19 protein-coding genes are annotated in these 17,448 nt (G+C 59.2%); 6 read left to right on the top strand and 13 right to left on the bottom strand.

Annotation, left to right across the window (positions count from 1 at the left end; translation table 11 throughout):
• Window position 1: 1 nt before the first annotated feature.
• Window positions 2-1,222 (bottom strand): LPS export ABC transporter permease LptF, encoded by a 1,221-nt coding sequence (lptF, locus tag ABL922_RS03865; protein WP_349022883.1) that lies wholly within the window; start codon window positions 1,220-1,222, stop codon window positions 2-4.
• A 163-nt stretch (window positions 1,223-1,385) separates the two neighbouring features.
• Between lptF and ABL922_RS03860 the strand changes: the two genes are divergently transcribed.
• Genes ABL922_RS03860 through ABL922_RS03850 form a run of 3 tightly spaced genes read left to right on the top strand, consistent with a single transcriptional unit; the run spans window position 1,386 to window position 3,703 of the window.
• Entirely contained in the window at window positions 1,386-1,817 is a 432-nt protein-coding gene (locus tag ABL922_RS03860; RefSeq protein WP_349022913.1) for a DUF2141 domain-containing protein, read from the top strand.
• A gap of 16 nt (window positions 1,818-1,833) precedes the next feature.
• Entirely contained in the window at window positions 1,834-2,802 is a 969-nt protein-coding gene (locus tag ABL922_RS03855) for a diacylglycerol kinase family protein (protein ID WP_349022882.1), read from the top strand.
• Between the two features lie 40 nt (window positions 2,803-2,842).
• Window positions 2,843-3,703, top strand: coding sequence for a hypothetical protein (locus tag ABL922_RS03850; protein WP_349022881.1), 861 nt, complete (start codon window positions 2,843-2,845; stop codon window positions 3,701-3,703).
• Here the strand turns inward: ABL922_RS03850 and purU are convergent.
• From purU to yghU, 9 genes are all read right to left on the bottom strand, one after another.
• Window positions 3,700-4,560, bottom strand: a complete 861-nt coding sequence (gene purU / locus ABL922_RS03845; RefSeq protein WP_349022912.1) for a formyltetrahydrofolate deformylase — start codon at window positions 4,558-4,560, stop codon at window positions 3,700-3,702. The genes ABL922_RS03850 and purU overlap by 4 nt on opposite strands.
• Window positions 4,561-4,569: 9 nt before the next feature.
• Window positions 4,570-5,769 (bottom strand): aminotransferase class I/II-fold pyridoxal phosphate-dependent enzyme, encoded by a 1,200-nt coding sequence (locus ABL922_RS03840; protein ID WP_349022880.1) that lies wholly within the window; start codon window positions 5,767-5,769, stop codon window positions 4,570-4,572.
• A gap of 1 nt (window position 5,770) precedes the next feature.
• The gene (locus tag ABL922_RS03835; RefSeq protein ID WP_349022879.1) at window positions 5,771-6,013 is read right to left on the bottom strand and encodes an acyl carrier protein; all 243 of its coding nucleotides are present in this window, start codon (window positions 6,011-6,013) and stop codon (window positions 5,771-5,773) included.
• 89 nt (window positions 6,014-6,102) lie between these two features.
• Window positions 6,103-7,023, bottom strand: coding sequence for an NAD(P)-dependent oxidoreductase (locus tag ABL922_RS03830; RefSeq protein WP_349022878.1), 921 nt, complete (start codon window positions 7,021-7,023; stop codon window positions 6,103-6,105).
• Complete coding sequence (gene proB / locus ABL922_RS03825) at window positions 7,023-8,141, bottom strand: glutamate 5-kinase (protein ID WP_349022877.1); 1,119 nt, start codon at window positions 8,139-8,141, stop codon at window positions 7,023-7,025. The genes ABL922_RS03830 and proB overlap by 1 nt, the downstream gene beginning before the upstream one ends.
• Window positions 8,126-9,172: a GTPase ObgE gene (gene obgE / locus ABL922_RS03820; RefSeq protein WP_349022876.1), complete on the bottom strand. Its 1,047-nt coding sequence runs from the start codon at window positions 9,170-9,172 to the stop codon at window positions 8,126-8,128. The genes proB and obgE overlap by 16 nt, the downstream gene beginning before the upstream one ends.
• Window positions 9,173-9,215: 43 nt before the next feature.
• Window positions 9,216-9,614, bottom strand: a complete 399-nt coding sequence (locus tag ABL922_RS03815; RefSeq protein ID WP_349022875.1) for a cupin — start codon at window positions 9,612-9,614, stop codon at window positions 9,216-9,218.
• 55 nt (window positions 9,615-9,669) lie between these two features.
• Window positions 9,670-10,038, bottom strand: coding sequence for a VOC family protein (locus ABL922_RS03810; RefSeq protein WP_349022874.1), 369 nt, complete (start codon window positions 10,036-10,038; stop codon window positions 9,670-9,672).
• Window positions 10,039-10,090: 52 nt separating this feature from the next.
• The gene (gene yghU, locus ABL922_RS03805) at window positions 10,091-11,002 is read right to left on the bottom strand and encodes a glutathione-dependent disulfide-bond oxidoreductase (protein ID WP_349022873.1); all 912 of its coding nucleotides are present in this window, start codon (window positions 11,000-11,002) and stop codon (window positions 10,091-10,093) included.
• Between the two features lie 102 nt (window positions 11,003-11,104).
• Between yghU and ABL922_RS03800 the strand changes: the two genes are divergently transcribed.
• Window positions 11,105-11,332, top strand: a complete 228-nt coding sequence (locus ABL922_RS03800) for an AbrB/MazE/SpoVT family DNA-binding domain-containing protein (RefSeq protein WP_349022872.1) — start codon at window positions 11,105-11,107, stop codon at window positions 11,330-11,332.
• A 1-nt stretch (window position 11,333) separates the two neighbouring features.
• Complete coding sequence (locus ABL922_RS03795) at window positions 11,334-11,729, top strand: type II toxin-antitoxin system death-on-curing family toxin (RefSeq protein ID WP_349022911.1); 396 nt, start codon at window positions 11,334-11,336, stop codon at window positions 11,727-11,729.
• A gap of 57 nt (window positions 11,730-11,786) precedes the next feature.
• Here the strand turns inward: ABL922_RS03795 and ABL922_RS03790 are convergent, their stop codons facing one another.
• The 3 genes from ABL922_RS03790 to ABL922_RS03780 form a co-directional block, all read right to left on the bottom strand.
• Window positions 11,787-12,620, bottom strand: coding sequence for a TauD/TfdA family dioxygenase (locus ABL922_RS03790; protein WP_349022871.1), 834 nt, complete (start codon window positions 12,618-12,620; stop codon window positions 11,787-11,789).
• Between the two features lie 206 nt (window positions 12,621-12,826).
• Window positions 12,827-13,174: a DUF559 domain-containing protein gene (locus ABL922_RS03785; RefSeq protein WP_349022870.1), complete on the bottom strand. Its 348-nt coding sequence runs from the start codon at window positions 13,172-13,174 to the stop codon at window positions 12,827-12,829.
• Window positions 13,175-13,364: 190 nt separating this feature from the next.
• On the bottom strand, window positions 13,365-15,173 hold the full coding sequence (locus ABL922_RS03780) for an aminopeptidase P family protein (protein ID WP_349022869.1): 1,809 nt from the start codon (window positions 15,171-15,173) through the stop codon (window positions 13,365-13,367).
• A 139-nt stretch (window positions 15,174-15,312) separates the two neighbouring features.
• Between ABL922_RS03780 and ABL922_RS03775 the strand changes: the two genes are divergently transcribed.
• A complete protein-coding gene (locus ABL922_RS03775; protein WP_349022910.1) occupies window positions 15,313-17,439 on the top strand; it encodes a S9 family peptidase in 2,127 nt (708 codons plus the stop codon).
• The last annotated feature ends 9 nt before the right edge of the window (window positions 17,440-17,448 follow it).

Raw genomic sequence — 17,448 nt, 5'->3', positions numbered from 1 at the left:
ATCAGGCCTCCTGCACCAATAGGCGCGACTTGCGTCGACCGAAGCGGAACAGCTTCTTGATCGATTTGCCCGCTTTGGCAGCGAACACTTCAAGCGCGCCTATCGGTTGGCCGCCCGGCACATGCGCGATCACATGGTACATCCAGAAAATCAGCGCGGCAAAGACAAGGCACGGCACCCAAAGTGCAACAGCGGGCGGAACCTGCCCCATCGCACCTAGCGATTCCGCATATTCGTTCACCTTGTGATAGGTCACCACCATCACGATCGACAAGAATACCCCGAGCGCCGATGTCGATCTTTTGGGGGGTATCGCCAGCGCCAAGGCCAGCAGCGGCAGCAGAAACATCATCGCCACTTCAACCAACCGGAAGTGGAAATTGGACCATGCCGCATTGCGCTCACTTTTTGGGCGCTCGATGTCGTTGCTGACCTTTACCAGTTCGGTAAGCGTATATTCGCGATCCTTGCCGCCGCGCCCGCGGAATTGCTCGATCTGGGGCAGATCGATCGGCACGTCATGGTTCGAAAAACTGAGAACACGCGCGCTGCGATAATTGGGGGCATCATGCACAAGCGTGCCGTTGGTCAATCGTAGGATGATCGTATCGGGATCGTCAGTTCGCAGAAACTGGCCCTTTTCGGCAGTCACCGAAATCGACTGGCCCTTCTTGTTCTCTGCAAAAACGAACAGGCCTGACAGGTCATTGCCCTGATTGCGGCTTTCGTCGATCCGGACCGTCAGATTGTCGCCCAGATTGTTGAACTCGCCTACCTTGATCGAGGCGCCCAAGGCGCCGGATCGCAGATCAAAACGCAACTCTTCATACAAATAGCGCGACGTTGGCTGCACCCATCCGACAATGGCAAAATTGGCCAGCGCCAGCACGATCGCAAAAAGATATGGCACGCGCAGCAGCCGCCAATAGCTCTGCCCAACCGCGCGGAAAATATCGATCTCCGAAGTGGTTGCGAGCCTGCGGAAGGCGAGCAATATCCCCAGCATCAGCCCGATCGGAATGCCAAGCGACATATATTCGGGGATCAGATTTGCGAGCATGCGCCAGACAACGCTGACCGGCCCGCCTTCGGCGGCAACGAAATCGAACAGCCGCAACATCTTGTCGAGCAACAGCAACATCGCGGCAATCACAAGCGTGCTGACCAGCGGTAGCGTGACAAGCCTTGCTATGTAGCGGTCGGTGGCGGTCAAAAATTTCAACTTATGGTCGCCCTGTCACCCTAATTTGGCCGCAAATCGTTCCGATATACCTGATCAAGATCAGGAGCAATATCGTTGGTCGTAATATGATCAACGCAAATGGTACGGAGTAGTTACAGCAATGGCACGTTTCATTGCCGCTTTCGCCGCCGCCGCGCTCGCTATGACGGGCACGGCCTCGGCCGGAAGCGTGATTTCAAACGATATGAGCCGCTGCAGCGCCGGTCAGGGCCCTGCGGTGAAAGTTGTCGTAAATGGCGTAAAAGCGTCAGCAGGCAGGATTAGGGTTCAAAACTATCCTGCGACCAAAGCTGCATGGCTCAACAAATCACAATGGCTGCACCGCATAGAGTCGTCAGCCCGCGCAGGTGCGATGAGCTTTTGCATTCCTTTGGCGTCCGCCGGCAATTATGCCATTGCCGTACGGCACGACAAAAATGGCAACGGCAAGACCGATATCTCGTCGGACGGCGGCGGCTTTTCCAACAACCCGTCGATCAATATACTCAACCTGGGCAAGCCCTCGGTCGGGAAAGTCAGCTTTTATGCGGGTTCCGGTGTAACGACGGTAACGATCAACATGAAATATATGTGAGGTTTCAAGGGGTAATTTGGCTCTAGTCGCGCTTCTTTCCAATCCGCACTCGACCGGCAACAAGAGCCTGTTGCCGCAGGTGCGGAGCTTTTGCGCGAAGAACCCGGACATCTTCCATTATGAAGTCGAAGAGGTCGGCCAGATTGCTCGCGCGCTCGAAATGATCGCGCGCGTCAAGCCCAAGGTGCTCGTCGTCAATGGCGGCGATGGCACCGTTCAGGCAGCGTTGACCGAGCTCTATCATGGCGGCCATTTCAAAGGCACGCCTCCTCCCGTGGCAGTTCTGCCCAATGGCAAGACCAACCTGATTGCGCTCGATCTGGGCGCAAGCGGGGATGCGTTGCAGGCGTTGGTGGACATTTTGGAACTGGCGAAGGGCGACCTGTCTGGCCATGTCGTAGCGCGTGAGCTGATCGCGCTGTCCGAAGGCACCGATAATGTCCGCCCTGTAATCGGGATGTTTCTGGGCGGGGCCTATCTGGCGGAAACGATTCTCTATTGCCGCAACAAGATATATCCGCTCGGCCTGCCCAACGGGCTAAGCCATGTTATTGCCGCAATTGCCGCCATTTTCACGGTGCTGTTCGGCCTGAAAGCAGATTTCCTTCCGCGTCGCACCGAATCGATCCGGATTTCGCTGATCCGCGATGGTGAGCTCAAAGGGCGTTTCTCCGTGCTAATCGTCACCACGCTCGAAAAGCTATTGCTTGGCGGGCGCGTGCGCACTGAAGGCAGCGGGCATCTGAAGCTGATGGCGGTCGACCAAGGGCCCTGGGTGTTGTTGCGGATGATAGGCGCATCGTTGCTCGGCCTTTTGGGCAAGCGGCGCATGGATGGCATCCACATCAGCAATGGCGATATCATCCAGATCGACGGCGGGCGCAGCAATGTGATCCTCGACGGCGAAGTGTTCGAGGCAGGCAGCGACCGTCCGATAGTGTTGCGCTCAACCCCGCCGGTGCCGTTCCTCAAGCTTGCCGCCTGAGGCAATCGCTTAACCGGTAAAAAGCCGCTAAGGCCATCGCATGTCCTCGCTCACACAGCTTGTCGCAGAAGAATTGGCACAGCCGGTCGACCCGCGCGTGCGCGATATAGCCGAGGCGCTGGCCGCGAAATATCCGGACGCTTCGAAAGCCGTGCTATTTTACGGAAGCTGCCTGCGCGAAAGCCAGCTCGAAGGGCTGATGCTCGATTTCTACCTGATCGTATCGGACTATGACACGGCGTTCGACAAAGGCTGGCTGGCGCGGGCAAACCGACTCATTCCACCCAATGTCTTCCCGTTCGAGCACAAAGGCTTGATGGCCAAATATGCCGTGCTGAGTGAAACCGATTTTCACCGGCTGAACGGCCCGGAAACGCGCAATGTCTCGGTTTGGGCCCGCTTTGCACAACCAGCACGGCTGGTGTGGAGCGCGGATACGCAGGCTCAGGCCAAAGCCATCGCTGCCGTTTCACGCGCCGCACCAACACTGCTGGCTGCCGCCGGATCAATCGATGGCGAGGCCCCGCTCGACTGGTGGCGGCGGGCCTTTGCTCTGACCTATTCGGTCGAATTGCGCGCCGAACGCAAAAGCCGTTCGAACTCGGTGGTCGATGCCGACCCGGCGCGCTATGTACGGTTCAGCATTCCGGCAATAGACGCTATCCCGGCAGGAGCCGAAAGCGGTGGCTGGGCGCGCCGCCGGTTCGAAGGCAAATTGCTCTCCATCACCCGTCTCGCCAAGGCAGCGTTCACCTATTCGGGCGGGATCGACTATCTGGCCTGGAAGATAAACCGCCACGCGGGAACGCAAATCGAGATCAAGCCCTGGCAACGCAAATGGCCGTTGGTCGCGGCTTTCGTTCTAGTTCCAAGATTGCTTGCCAAAGGCGCGGTGCGCTAGCTGCGGAAAACGACAGTCTTGCTGCCATTGAGCAACACGCGATCCTCCAAATGATCGCGCACGGCGGCAGCGAGCACGCGGCTCTCAATGTCGCGCCCCTTGGCCACCAGATCCTCTGCCGTATCGGCGTGGCTGACCGCTTCGACGTCCTGCGCGATGATCGGGCCTTCATCGAGATCTGCAGTGACATAATGGGCGGTCGCGCCGATCATCTTTACCCCGCGCGCGTGCGCCTGATGATAGGGTTTTGCACCCTTGAAGCCGGGTAGGAAGCTGTGGTGGATGTTGATGCAACGACCCGACAGGAAGCCCGCAAAATCATCCGACAAGATCTGCATATAGCGTGCCAAGACGACAAGTTCGGCTCCACTTTCCTCGACCAGCGCCTTTATCGCGGCTTCCTGATTCGGCTTGCTATCAGGTGTGATTGGGAAATGGTGCCACGCAATGTCACCGACCAGCGAAGGTTTTGCGGCGTCGCGCGGATGGTTGGAAGCGATGGCAACAACGTCCATCTTCAACTCGCCGACCCGTACCCGGTACAGCAGGTCTTCGAGACAATGGTCGAATTTGGAGACCATCAGCAACACCTTGCGCGGCGCATCGGCGTTGCGAATCTGCCAGTGCATCGAAAGCCGCTCGGCCAAAGGCGCGAATTGGTCCTTCAGCGCATCGGCCTCAGGCGCTCCGGGCAAAGCCTCAAACACCACCCGCATGAAGAATTGCGCGTCCTCACGGTCGTTAAACTGCTGCGATTCAAGAATGTTGCAGCCATGATTTGCAAGGAAACCCGAAACAGCCGCGACCAGCGCCGGTGCATCCGGGCAGGAGAGTGCGAGGGTGTAGCGGGTTGCCATCGTCAAAGGTCAGATGATGCCGACAGCCTTGCCTGCACGTTCAAACCGGCCGAGAATATCCTGCACTTGCTCGCTTGTATGCTCGGCGCAGAGCGAGCAGCGCAGCAGCGTCATGCCCGCAGGCGTTGCCGGCGGACGGGCCAAGTTGACGTATAGCCCTTCGTGTAACAACGCCTCCCACATCATCGCACCGCGCTCCAGATCGGGCATGATGACCGCGATGATCGCCGATTGCGGCTCGTCAGTGCCCAGTTGAAAGCCGAGATCGCGCAGCCCTTTGTGCAGGGCCTTGCTGTTTTCCCACAAATGCGCGCGCTTGTTGCCGCCGTGCATCAACTTGCGCACCGATGTCGCGCTCGACGTCATCACGCTAGGCGGAAGGGCGGCGGTGAACACATAGGGGCGGCACACAAGGCGCAATATTTCGAACTTGGGATGGTTCGACACACAAAACCCGCCGACCGTTCCGACACTTTTCGAAAAAGTGCCGATGATGAAATCGACATCGTCGATGCAGCCCTGCTCTTCGGCAACACCGCGACCATTGGCGCCGATAAAGCCCATCGAATGCGCCTCATCGACCAGCACCATCGCGCCATTTTCCTTGGAGATGCGCACCATCTCCTTCAGCGGTGCGACGTCGCCGAGCATTGAATAGACGCCTTCGAGTACGACCAGCTTGCCAGCCTCGGCAGGCAAACGCTTCAGTCGCTTTTCGAGCGCCTCAATGTCATTGTGGCGGAAGGCGACGATTTCGGCGTCGCCCATCTTACAGCCGTCATAGATCGACGCATGGCTGTCAATATCTAGGATGATATAATCACCCTTGCCCGCGATCGTGCTGATGATCCCCAGATTGGCCTGATAGCCGGTCGAAAAGACCATCGCATGGTCCATGTCGTAAAATTCGCGCAGCGCCGCCTCGACATCGCGGTGCGGATGGAAGGTGCCGTTCAAGACGCGGCTACCGGTGGTGCCAGCGCCAAAATCGTCAAACGCCTGTTTACCTGCGGCGATGACATCTTCGTCGAAGGTCATACCCATATAATTATAGGTGCCGAGCAGGATCGTCTCGCGCCCATTGCAGATCGCGACGGTCGGCGACAGCACCTTTTCCATCACCAGATTGAACGGGTCGGTCAGCCCAGTTTCAAGCAGCGCGCGGCGCTGTTCAATCAGCGGGTCGAATTTGGAGAAAAGGTCGGTCATATCAATCCGTAAGTTTAAGCACCGCATCGACCAGTTGGCCGACATTTTCGATTTCAGCCTGCATGTTCATGGTGATGACGATGTCGAAACTGTCTTCCACTTCGGCGACGAAATCCATGACGGTTAGGCTGTCCCATTCGAGATCACCGGCAAAGGTCGTTGCATCGCTCAGCTCTACGCCTTTTTTGTTGAACGGCGCGATCAGCTCCTTGAGCTTGTCGAACATTTCGCTGCGGTTGGTCATATTTTGTCCCTAACTATAAACTGTCGCGCCATTACCACTGGAATAAGGCGGTAAAAGGGCGATTTCTGGCCCCTATCGGTTACCCGCTTCTATAACCATCCCTGCGCCTTATACCAGCGCGCGGTGGCTTTCAGGCCATCGAGCGTGGCGACTTGAGGCTGCCAAAGTGCGGCGGGAGGTGCAGCCTCGCGGTCGATGACCCAATCAGAATGGCTCATATAGCTGGCGCGATCCGGGGTGAGCTTGGCCTTGGCGCCCCGCACTAGCCGGTCACCCCAGGCTGCTGCAAAGAGCAGCGGGCGTGGCGCAGAAATCGTGGCTATGCGGCGGCCCAGCGCCAAGCCGATCGCACGGGCAAAGCGGCCGTGCTCCCAACCCCCGGGCTCACCGTCATCAGCCTCAAAAGTTTGCGCCGTTGCATCCTCATGCGCCGGAAGCAGCGCAACCAGCAAGCGCGCAAGATCATCGACATGGATCCACGACCCTTTGCCAGCGGGTGGCAGCAGGCAAAAGCCTTTGGCTGCCATTTTGAACATTTCGAAAACCTCGGTGTCGCCGGGGCCGTAAACACCGGGCGGGCGGAGGATCGTCCAGTCGAGCATACTGGTCGCGACCAGCTTCTCGCCTTTGGCTTTGCTCGATCCGTAAACCGAAAGCTTAGGCTCGCGCGCGGAGAGTGACGAGACATGGACGAAACGCCTTATGCCCGATTCCTTGGCGGCGCTCAAAAGTTGGGCGGTGCCGGTGACATTGCCCGCTTCGAACCCTGCTGCATCAGGCGCGTTGACCACACCTGCAATGTGCAAGATTGCATCTGCACCTTCACACAATTGCGCAAGACTTTCAGGCCGATCGAGAGCGCCCTCAACCCATGTCACACCCGGCTTCGCTGGCTGGCTTCGACGGGTGAGTGCACGCACCTGCCAGCCTGCTTCGACCAATTGGTGCAGCGTCGCGCCGCCGACAAAACCGGTCGCGCCGGTCAGGGCAACCACGCCCTTGCCTGCCATCAGAGCAACACCATCTGGTCGCGGTGAACGAGCACTTGGCGTGGAACCGCGCCCAATATGGCTTCGAGTTCGATCGAGCGTTTGCCGCAAATTTGCACGGCATCGGCGGCATCATATTCGGAAAGCCCGCGCGCCAGCGTTTCACCTTCTGCCGTGACGATGTCGATGACATCGCCGCGCCGGAATTCACCTTGCACCAGCTTGGCACCCGCAGGCAGCAGGCTTGCCCCACTTCGCAACGCCTTCGCAGCTCCTGCATCGACGACGATACTGCCTTTGACCGACAACCGCCCACCGATCCAGCTTTTGCGCGCGCTACCGGCTCCGCGCGGTGTGAACCATGTAAAAGGTGCGCCATCGTCTAACGCAGCAAGCGGATGGTCGCGCAGCCCCGAGGCAATGGCGAGGCCAATCCCTGCGCGCGTGGCGATATCTGCGGCATCGATCTTCGATGCCATCCCGCCCGAACCCATGCCGGACGAGGAGTCGCCCGTCACCATGATGCGGATATGGCCATCGACTTTGGCCACTTCGGGCACGAGCTGCGCCTCAGGATCTTTTGGATCGCGGTCATAAAGCCCGTCGACATCGGACAGTAACACCACGCCATTTGCGCTCGCCGCCTGTGCCACGCGCGCGGCCAGCCGGTCATTGTCGCCAAAGCGGATTTCTTCGGTCGCGACGCTGTCATTTTCATTGATGACGGGGACTGCTCCAGCCCCAAGCAACCGGTCCAGTGTAGCGGTGATGTTGAGATAGCGGCGGCGATCCTCCAGATCATCGAGCGTCACTAGCATCTGTGCAGCGGTCAGCCCTTGCGAGGCGAGCAATTCGGCCCAGATACCCGACAAGAGAATCTGCCCGACCGAGGCAGAGGCCTGTGCGTCTGCAAGGCTGGCACGGCCACCCTTTTCAAAACCAAGCCGTCTTGCCCCCAGCGCAATCGCGCCAGAGCTGACAACGACGATCTTCTGCCCCGCCTTTTGGCGTTTGGCTATATCGGCAACCAGCGTTTCGAGCCAATCACGCCGAACCGATCCGTCAGATTCGACCAGCAAGGACGACCCGACCTTTACCACCAGTAGCGGGCAAGTGGCAGGGCTCAGATGGGCGACCATTCGCCTTCCTCATTATCGCCGCTCGAGGTTTCGACGCTGCTCTTGTCGGGTAGTGCCGCGATCACGCGGTCGAGAACCTTGTCGACGCCCTGTCCGGTCGCGCCTGAAATCGCGATCACCTCTTGCGCGCCAGCGGCCTCAAGTTGCGCCGAAATGTCGGCCATCAGCTCTTCGTCCAGAAGGTCGCCCTTGTTGAGGGCAACGATCTGTGGCTTGTCTTCAAGGCCGGCACCATAAGCTTCGAGCTCTTCGCAGACCGTGTGCCAAGCCTCGACCGGGTCGTCGCCGGTGGCGTCGATCAGGTGGATCAATATCTGGCAGCGCTCTATATGGCCCAGGAAGCGGTCGCCTACGCCTGCCCCTTCGGCAGCACCCGCAATCAGCCCCGGAATGTCGGCGAGGACAAATTCGCGACCTTTGTGGCTGACCACGCCCAATTGAGGACGCAGCGTCGTGAAGGCATAGGCCCCGACCTTTGCCTTGGTATTGGTCACCTGATTGATGAAGGTCGATTTACCGGCATTGGGCAGGCCGACAAGTCCGGCATCGGCAAGTAGTTTCAGCCGCAGCCAAACCCACGATTCCTGACCATCCTCACCCGGCTGGTGCTGGCGCGGGGCGCGATTGGTGCTGGTCTTGTAGCTGGCGTTACCACGACCGCCCATACCGCCCTTCAGGAAGGTGATACGTTGCCCGACCTTGGTCAGATCAGCGAGCAAGGTGCGATCATCGTCGTCGGCCAAAATCTGCGTGCCCACGGGCACCTTGATCACCAGATCTTCGCCACCTGCACCATAGCGGTCTCGTCCTGCACCACCACCACCGCGCGGGGCCTTGAAATGCTGGGTGTAGCGGAAGTCGATCAAGGTGTTGAGACCGGCTACGGCTTCGAAGATGATGTCGCCACCACGCCCGCCATTGCCGCCGTCGGGGCCGCCATATTCGACATATTTTTCGCGGCGAAAGCTGACAGCCCCGGGGCCACCGGCACCGGAGCGGATGTAGATTTTCGCCTGATCTAGGAAATGCATGGCCCGCCCTTAGGCGAGAGCGGCTGGTTTTACCAGCCTTGGCCTATCTGGGCCGCCCTTCGGTGCCCATTCCGGCGGTGATGAACAGCGCGGTCGCCTCGCCCTCTATATCGGCGGTATGCCAGACACCGGGCGGATTGATCGCATATTCGCCTGCCCCAATCGTCACCGAACCGGTCGAACCGTCGAGGTATTCCTGGATCAGCGTCATCTGGCCCGAGGTGCACACGACAACCTCGTCTCCCGCCGGATGCATTTCCCAGCTATCCCAGCTTTGGGTAAAGCGATGCATGCTGACCAGCCGCCCTTCGGCGCCATCGCCACCGTGGCGCTCGCCATAGGCCATATACCAGTCCATCGCTCCGCTGAACTCGGGTTGGGGGATCGCGGTCGCGCCAAGGCCGAGATGGAGCGGGTGTTTCTCCAGTTTTTGAACGCTCATATGGAAAAACTCCCGCCCGAAGTTGACAAAGCTGACACTATGTCACGCAAGATTATTACATGATGAAAGCGTTCAGCTTATTGCCATCCGGATCGCGGAAATAGCCTGCATAGAAACCGCCATCGCCGCGCGGTCCCGGGGGGCCTTCGCAGGTGCCGCCATGGGCGAGCGCGATATCATACAGCCGGTGAACCTGATCCTTGTCCTTCGCCTCCAGCGCCACCATGACGCCATTGCCGACCGTGGCGCTATTGCCGTCAAACGGCTTGGTCAGGCCAATACCCGCGCCGCCACCCGGCGTGCCCCAGGCGATGAAGCCATCAAAATCCATCATCCGCCCGGTGCCCATTTCAGCCGCAATGGCATCATAAAATTTGGCGGCACGGGCCAGATCATTGGTGCCCAAAGTCACATAACCGATCATCGAATCATCTCCTTCAAAGTATTTGGAACATTATGCGAACATCGGCACTTCGTCAATCCGTCTTGGGCGGCCATTCTCCGGCTGCCACCAACTTGTCGATTGTGCGCGTTTCAAAATCGCCCGCATCATGGCGTTCGGGCAGGCAGGTGGCAGGGTCGCCCATCACCCGATTGACCATCCGCCCACGTTGCGCCGCAGGGCGCGCCGCGATCTGCTTGGTCCAGCGCTGCACATGTTTGTAGCTGGTGACGTCGAGAAACTCGCCTGCCTCGTAAATCAACCCCATGGCGAGCGCGCCATACCAGGGCCAAATCGCGATATCGGCGATCGAATATTCATCGCCCGCCATATATTCGCGCTCAGCAAGGTTGCGGTCGAGCACATCCATCTGCCGCTTCACCTCCATTGCGAAACGATCAACGCAATATTCGATCTTGAACGGCGCATAGGCATAGAAATGGCCGAAGCCGCCGCCGAGATAGGGTGCGCTGCCCATCTGCCAGAACAGCCAGCTCAACGCCTCGGCACGCTTGGCAGGGTCAGTGGGCAGGAAGGCGCCGAATTTCTCGGCAAGGTAAAGCAGGATCGCACCCGATTCGAATACGCGCTGCGGTGTCGGTCCGGAGTGGTCGACCAGCGCGGGGATTTTCGAATTGGGGTTGGCATCGACAAAGCCCGACCCGAACTGGTCACCATTGCCGATATTGATCAGCCAGGCATCATATTCCGCTCCCGCATGGCCCAGCGCGAGTAGCTCCTCGAGCAGCACAGTCACCTTCACCCCATTGGGGGTGCCGAGCGAATAAAGCTGCATCGGATGCTTGCCGACGGGCAGTTCCTTGTCATGCGTCGCCCCGGCAATCGGCCGGTTGATATTGGCAAAACGCCCGCCGCTTTCAGTATTCCACTCCCACACTTTAGCAGGCGTGTATTCGGACAGGGTCTGGTTCGGCGTTTCGGGCATGTGGCGCTCCTCGATTGGGTTGTTCTTTGCAACCGGTATAACGCGTGAAAGGGGTTTGGGTAGGGGGATTGCAATCCCAAACAATGGTGTTATAACGCATGTATGAACGCACAAGTCAAAATTATCAAAGTCGGCAATTCGGTGGGCATCACTTTGCCCAGCGATATTGTGCGTCGTCGGGGTTTGAAGCCCGGCGATCAACTCAATCTGGCCGATGACGGCCTGACCATATCGCTGACCGAACCTTCCGACGATTTCGAAAGCCAGATGGCCGCCGCACGCGAAGTGATGGCACGCCGCAAGCGGGCCTTGCGCGAACTCGCAAAGTAATATCGTGGCGCAGGATTGGATCTGGGTCACGCTCGACGTGGCAATGGCGGCGCATGCCGAACAGGTCGCCGAACATGGCGGTGGAGAAGGTGTGCGCGACGCAACATTGCTCGAAAGCGCAATGGCGCGCCCGCAAAATCTGGCTGCTTATGGTGAGCCTGATGTCTGCGCTCTCGCCGCGTCTTACGCCTATGGCATTGCGCGCAACCATCCGTTTGTCGACGGCAACAAGCGCACCGCAGCGGTGGTCAGCGAAACATTTTTGATGCTCAATGGCTATGAGCTGATTGCGAATGATGCCGAAATGGTGGTGGCTTTTGTCGATCTGGCCGCAGGGGAGCTAAACGAGGGCGAGTTGGAAGCGTGGTTTCGAGAATTTGTTCAGTCAGTTGGGTGAACTGACAAATTAAGGTCGATTTTCATGTTAGCCCAGCTGCAACAAAAGCCACTTGCCTCACGCCGCCGCGATCGTCGTCCGGTGCAACAGTCGGTGATGGCCATCATAGCCGCCGGTCGCAGCGTGGAGGACCGAGCGGTTGTCCCACATCAGCAGCATTCCCGGCTGCCATTTGTGGCGATATACGAACGCCTCTTGCCCCTGATATTGGTAAAGCTCGATCAGCAGCGGCAGCGCCTCTGCATCGTCCATGCCGTCAAAGCCGATGATATAGCCGAAACAGCTGAACAGCCCCAGCCGCCCGGTTTCGGGATGCGCGCGGATATAGGGGTGGAGTTGTGTCGCCTCCGCATCCTTGGACGGGCGAATGTCCATCGATCGTTTCGCCTTGTCGCCCTCACCATAGGCCCCATCGGGCGCATAAGCGCGCTTGGCCGAATGGATCGCCATCCGCCCCTCTACCCGCACGCGCAGCGCATCGGGCATCGCATCGAGCGCCGCATGCTGGTTGGCAAACAACGTGTCGCCACCGATGGGTGGGATTTTGATGCCATAAAGGCAAGTGCCCGCGGGCGGACGCGCCTGAAAGCTCCAGTCGCTGTGCCAGTTTTCCGCGAACAAGGGCGAGGTTTCATCCGCGAGCCGTTCGACCGCGATCACATGCTTGCGCCCCTTGATCGGCGCGATGAACGGATCATCGCCAAAGCCGCCAAAATGCAGCGTGAAGCGCTCCAGATCGTCGTCGGTCAAGTCCTGATCGGGAAAGGCGAGCACATGATGCTCAAGCCACGCCGCCCGGATCGCGCTGACCAGATCGGTCGACAAAGGCTGGCGCAGGTCAACACCGGTGACGCTCGCGCCGCATGCCTGGCCGGATGGGGTTATCTGCATAGCAGTAAAGCTAGTTTCCGGGGTTGTTTTGTCAATCTCACGCTGCTCCTCTCCCACAGGGAGAGGATACGAAGCCTTAGCCGTAAGGCTTAGGCGAAGTTGGTGAGGGGATCGGGGCTATCGATAGCGCACAACCCCGCACCCAGCTACGACTAGCGAGCAAACTCGCAAGTCTTCACATCCCTCTCCCCATGGGAGAGGGGCTATCATTCACCCTTTGCGATCAACAGCGTGCAACGAATTTGGTGCAACACGCCCTCTGTATTCGCCAGAACGTCATTGTTCCATAACCGCAGCACCGTATAGCCTGCCGCTTCCAACTGCCTCGTCCGTTCCGCATCGGCTTCGATTTGCTCGCCATGCTGACCGCCATCCAGTTCAACAATCAGCTTGGCTTCTACACACAGAAAATCCGCAATCCGGTTCTCCACCGGCTTCTGTCGCCGAAACTTCGCGCCTTCCAGCTGGCGACCGCGCAAATATTTCCAAAGCCGTTTTTCGGCTTCGGTCATATCGCGCCGAAGTCGGCGAGCATTGTGAACTACTGGCTTCACGGGATGCCATTACCACATCCCCTCTCCCATAGGGAGAGGCAGCGAGACTTGCCCCGGACTCGGTCCGGGGCTTAGTCGCAGCGGTGAGGGGTTGTTCACTGTCGGCTGGGCAGACCCCCTCACCAACTTCGCCTAGCTGGCAAAGCCAGCAAGGCTGCATATCCTCTCCCTATGGGAGAGGTGTTGCAGCTCATCCCCGCCCCAGCGGCGCACAAGCCTCCACCAGCCAAGCCTTCGCTTCACCCTCCAGCTGCGGCCCGACGATCTCCAGCACGCGGGCGTGATATTCATCCCACCAGCGCAGCTCGTCGCGGGTCAGCAGGTCGGTATCGACAAGCGTCTTGTCGATCGGCGCCCAGGTGAGGTTTTCGAAGCCGTAATAGGTGCCCTCAGCGCCCTCGATCTGGCGTTCCTCGACAAGCACCAGATTTTCGATGCGGATACCATAAGCACCGGTTTTGTAGTAGCCGGGCTCGTTCGAAAGGAACATGCCGGGGAGGAGGGTTTCGCCCGTCCCCGCCTGCCCGCCCGCCGATTTGGCGATGCGTTGCGGGCCTTCATGGACCGAAAGGAACGCGCCGACGCCGTGGCCGGTGCCATGCGCATAATCGACGCCGGCGGCCCACAGATATTGCCGCGCCAGCGCATCGAGCTGGCTGCCTGCTGTGCCCTCTGGGAAGACTGCGCGGGCGAGCGCGATATGGCCTTTGAGCACGCGGGTGTTGCGGTCTTTCATCTCGGCGGTCGGCTCCCCGGGGCCGATCCATACGGTGCGGGTGACGTCGGTGGTGCCGTCGAGATACTGCCCGCCGCTATCGACCAGATAGATGCTACCAGGCTCGATCCGCCGGTTCGATTGCTCGTCAACGCGGTAATGCGGCAGTGCGGCGTTGGGGCCTGCGGCCGAGATAGTATCAAAGCTCAGGTCGCGCAGCTTGCCCGTTGCCTCGCGGAAGCTTTGCAGCTTGGCGGCGGCGCTCAATTCGGTCTCGCCGCCCTTGGGGGCTGCAATATTCAGCCAGTGGAGGAAGCGGGTTAGTGCTGCGCCATCGCGCGCCTGTGCGGCGCGGTGGCCAGCCTGTTCGACCGGATTTTTCTGCGCGCGCGGGATGACGGTGGGGTCGCGCAGCTGGACGACCTCTGCCCCGCCCGATGCCAGTTTGTCGAAGATTGCCGCAACCGCGCGTTCGGGATCGACCGCAATGCGCTTGCCTTGCATGCCCTGAAGTGCGGGCGCAAAAGCGGTGCGCGGGTGCAGCCGTACGGCATTGCCCAGATGCTGGCGCACCTCGTCGGTAATCTTGTCGGGCTCGACGTAGAAATCGGCGGTGCCATCGCCATTGATCACGGCAAAGGAGAGCGCCACCGGCGTGCGCGAAACATCCGACCCGCGAATGTTGAACGCCCAAGCCACGCTATCGAGCGCCGACAGAATCGCGGCGTCCAGTTTGCGCTCTGCCAACCAGTCGGCAATCGCCGCGCGTTTCTCCGCGCTACCTTGGCCGGTATATTCGTCACCCAGCACGATCAGCTTGGCGGCGGAAGGATCGGGGCGGCCTGCCCAGACCTTGTCGATCGGGTTTTCGCCCACTGCGACCAGTTCCGCCCCGACCGAGGCGAGCGCTTTGGCCGCCGCATCGGCCCAGCCCTTGGTGTGCACCCAGGGATCATAGCCGATCCGCGCACCCTTCTTCGCATTGCTCTTCAACCAGTCGGCAACGCTGGTCTGCGGCACCTGTTGATATTGCCACAATTTGCCGTCGACCTGCTCACGCACCTGAATGGTGTAGCGCCCGTCGACAAAAATCGCGGCTTCCTCGGATAGCACCGCCGCCGTCCCAGCCGAACCGCCAAAGCCCGTCAGCCAAGCCAGACGCTGCGCATATTCGCCCACATATTCGCTCATATGCTCATCGCAGATGGGGATGACGAAACCGTCGAGCCGGTCGGTTTTCAACTGTTCGCGCAAGGCAGCGAGGCGGGCTTCATAGGTGGACATGGCTGATTCCTGAATCTAGTTATGCTTCCCATATAGTGAGGACGTCGCCCGTATGAAACTACTCCTGAAGCTCGGAACCTCGATTGCCCTTTGCATCAGCGCCGCACCGGTGCTGGCAGATGATATGAAGAAAGACAGCATGACCGCCAAGACCGACACATCCGTCCAGCCGCCAATCGCCGAAAAGCGCCCGCACAGCACCACCGTGCATGGCGTGACGATTACCGACGAGTATCACTGGCTGCGCGATCAGGGCTATCCGAAGATCGAGAATGAGGAGATTCTGGCGCATCTCAAAGCCGAAAACGCTTATTTCGAAGCGCAGATGGGGCCGCAGGCGGCGCTCACCGAGACGATTTTTCAGGAGATGAAGGGGCGGATCAAGGAGGATGACTCATCCGTTCCGCAACAGGATGGCGAGTGGATCTATTGGTCGAAATTCGATGAGGGCGCGCAATATCGTAAGCACTATCGTAAAACAGCGCCTTATCGCGACGAGCAAGAGCAGCCGGACTCGGGCCTATACGATTGGGTTGGAGCGGGTCCCGATCAACTTATTCTCGATGAAAACGAACTGGCCAAGGGCAAGGACTATTTCAAACTGGGTGCCGCCGAAGTCAGCCCCGATGGCAAGCTGCTTGCTTATGCCTATGACGATAATGGGTCGGAGCGGTTCGACCTGCACATCCGCAACCTCGAAACCGGCGAAGAATTGAAGGATATCATCCCTGGCACGCTATCCAGCATCGTCTGGACGAAGGACAGCAAAGGCCTTGTCTATGGCCTTGCCAATGAAAATTGGCGCACCGACAATGCCCATTATCACCGGCTGGGTGACGATCCGAAGAAGGCCAAATTGCTCTACAAGGAAGCCGATATCGGCTTTGGCGTCGGCGTCGGCATCACTGCGCAAGAAGACTGGATCATCATCGCCACCGGCGACAATGTGACCAGCGAAGTGCGGCTGGTGCCTGCCGACAATCCCTTGGCCGAGCCAATTCTCGTCGCACCGCGCAAGGTGGGCCGCGAATATAGCGTCGATGTGCGCGATGGCACGCTCTACATCCTGACCAACGACGATCATGTGAATTTCCGCGTCGCCACTGCCGACATCAAAAAGCCCGGCGAATGGCAGACGCTAATCGGCGGCGCAGATGAATTTTACATCACCGGCCTAAGCCTGTTCAAAGATTTTTATGTCGTCGAGGGTCGTGAGGAAGGCCTCGATCAGGTCGAGATCCGCTATTATGATGACCTCGAGCGCACGACACCGATCAACTTTCCCGAGGCAAGCTATGTCGCCGGTCTTGGCGATAACCCCGAATATGATGTGGCGAAACTGCGACTTGATTATGAATCGATGGTCACCCCCGACACCGTTTTTGACTACACCGTTGCAACCGGCAATTTCGAAACGCTGAAGGTACAGGAAATCCCCAGCGGATATAATGACAGTCTGTACGAAACCGAACGCGTCATAATCACCGCGCGCGATGGCACCAAGGTGCCGGTGTCGATCCTGTACAAAAAAGGCTTCAAAAAGGACGGGAGCCAGCCGCTCCATCTCTATGCCTATGGCGCCTATGGTTATGCAGTGCCGCCGGGCTTTTCGGCCAATCGCCTCAGCTATGTCGACCGCGGCTTTGCCTATGCCATCGCCCATATCCGCGGCGGCGATGACCTTGGCTATCAATGGTATCTCGACGGCAAGCTGAACAAGCGGACCAACAGCTTCAATGACTTTGTCGACGCCGGAAAGGCGCTGATCGCGATGGGTTACACCAGCAAAGGCAAGCTGACCGCGAGCGGCGGTTCGGCGGGCGGTGAGCTGATGGGGGCAGTGCTCAATCAGGCGCCCGAAATCTTCGGCGCGGTCGTCAGCCATGTCGCCTTTGTCGATGTGCTTAACACCATGCTCGACGAAACGCTGCCGCTGACCCCGGGCGAATGGCCCGAATGGGGCAACCCGATCACCGACAAGGCAGCGTTTGACACTATCCGCAGCTACAGCCCCTACGACAATGTCACGGCCAAGGCCTATCCGCCGATGCTGTGGACCGCTGGGCTCAACGACCCGCGCGTGACCTATTGGGAACCGGCAAAGATGGTCGCCAAGCTGCGCGCGATGAAGACCGACGACAATGTGCTGCTGCTCAAGACCAATATGGGCGCAGGGCATGGCGGCAAGTCGGGCCGGTTTGACAGATTGCGCGAAAATGCCGAGGAAGCAGCGTTTCTGGTGTGGCAGCTGGGGTTGGCGGAGTAAGTCCATGCA

Origin of the sequence: Sphingorhabdus sp. (assembly GCF_040079335.1) — a bacterium.
Classification (GTDB): domain Bacteria; phylum Pseudomonadota; class Alphaproteobacteria; order Sphingomonadales; family Sphingomonadaceae; genus Sphingorhabdus_B.
This window is presented reverse-complemented; position numbering and strand designations above follow the sequence as displayed.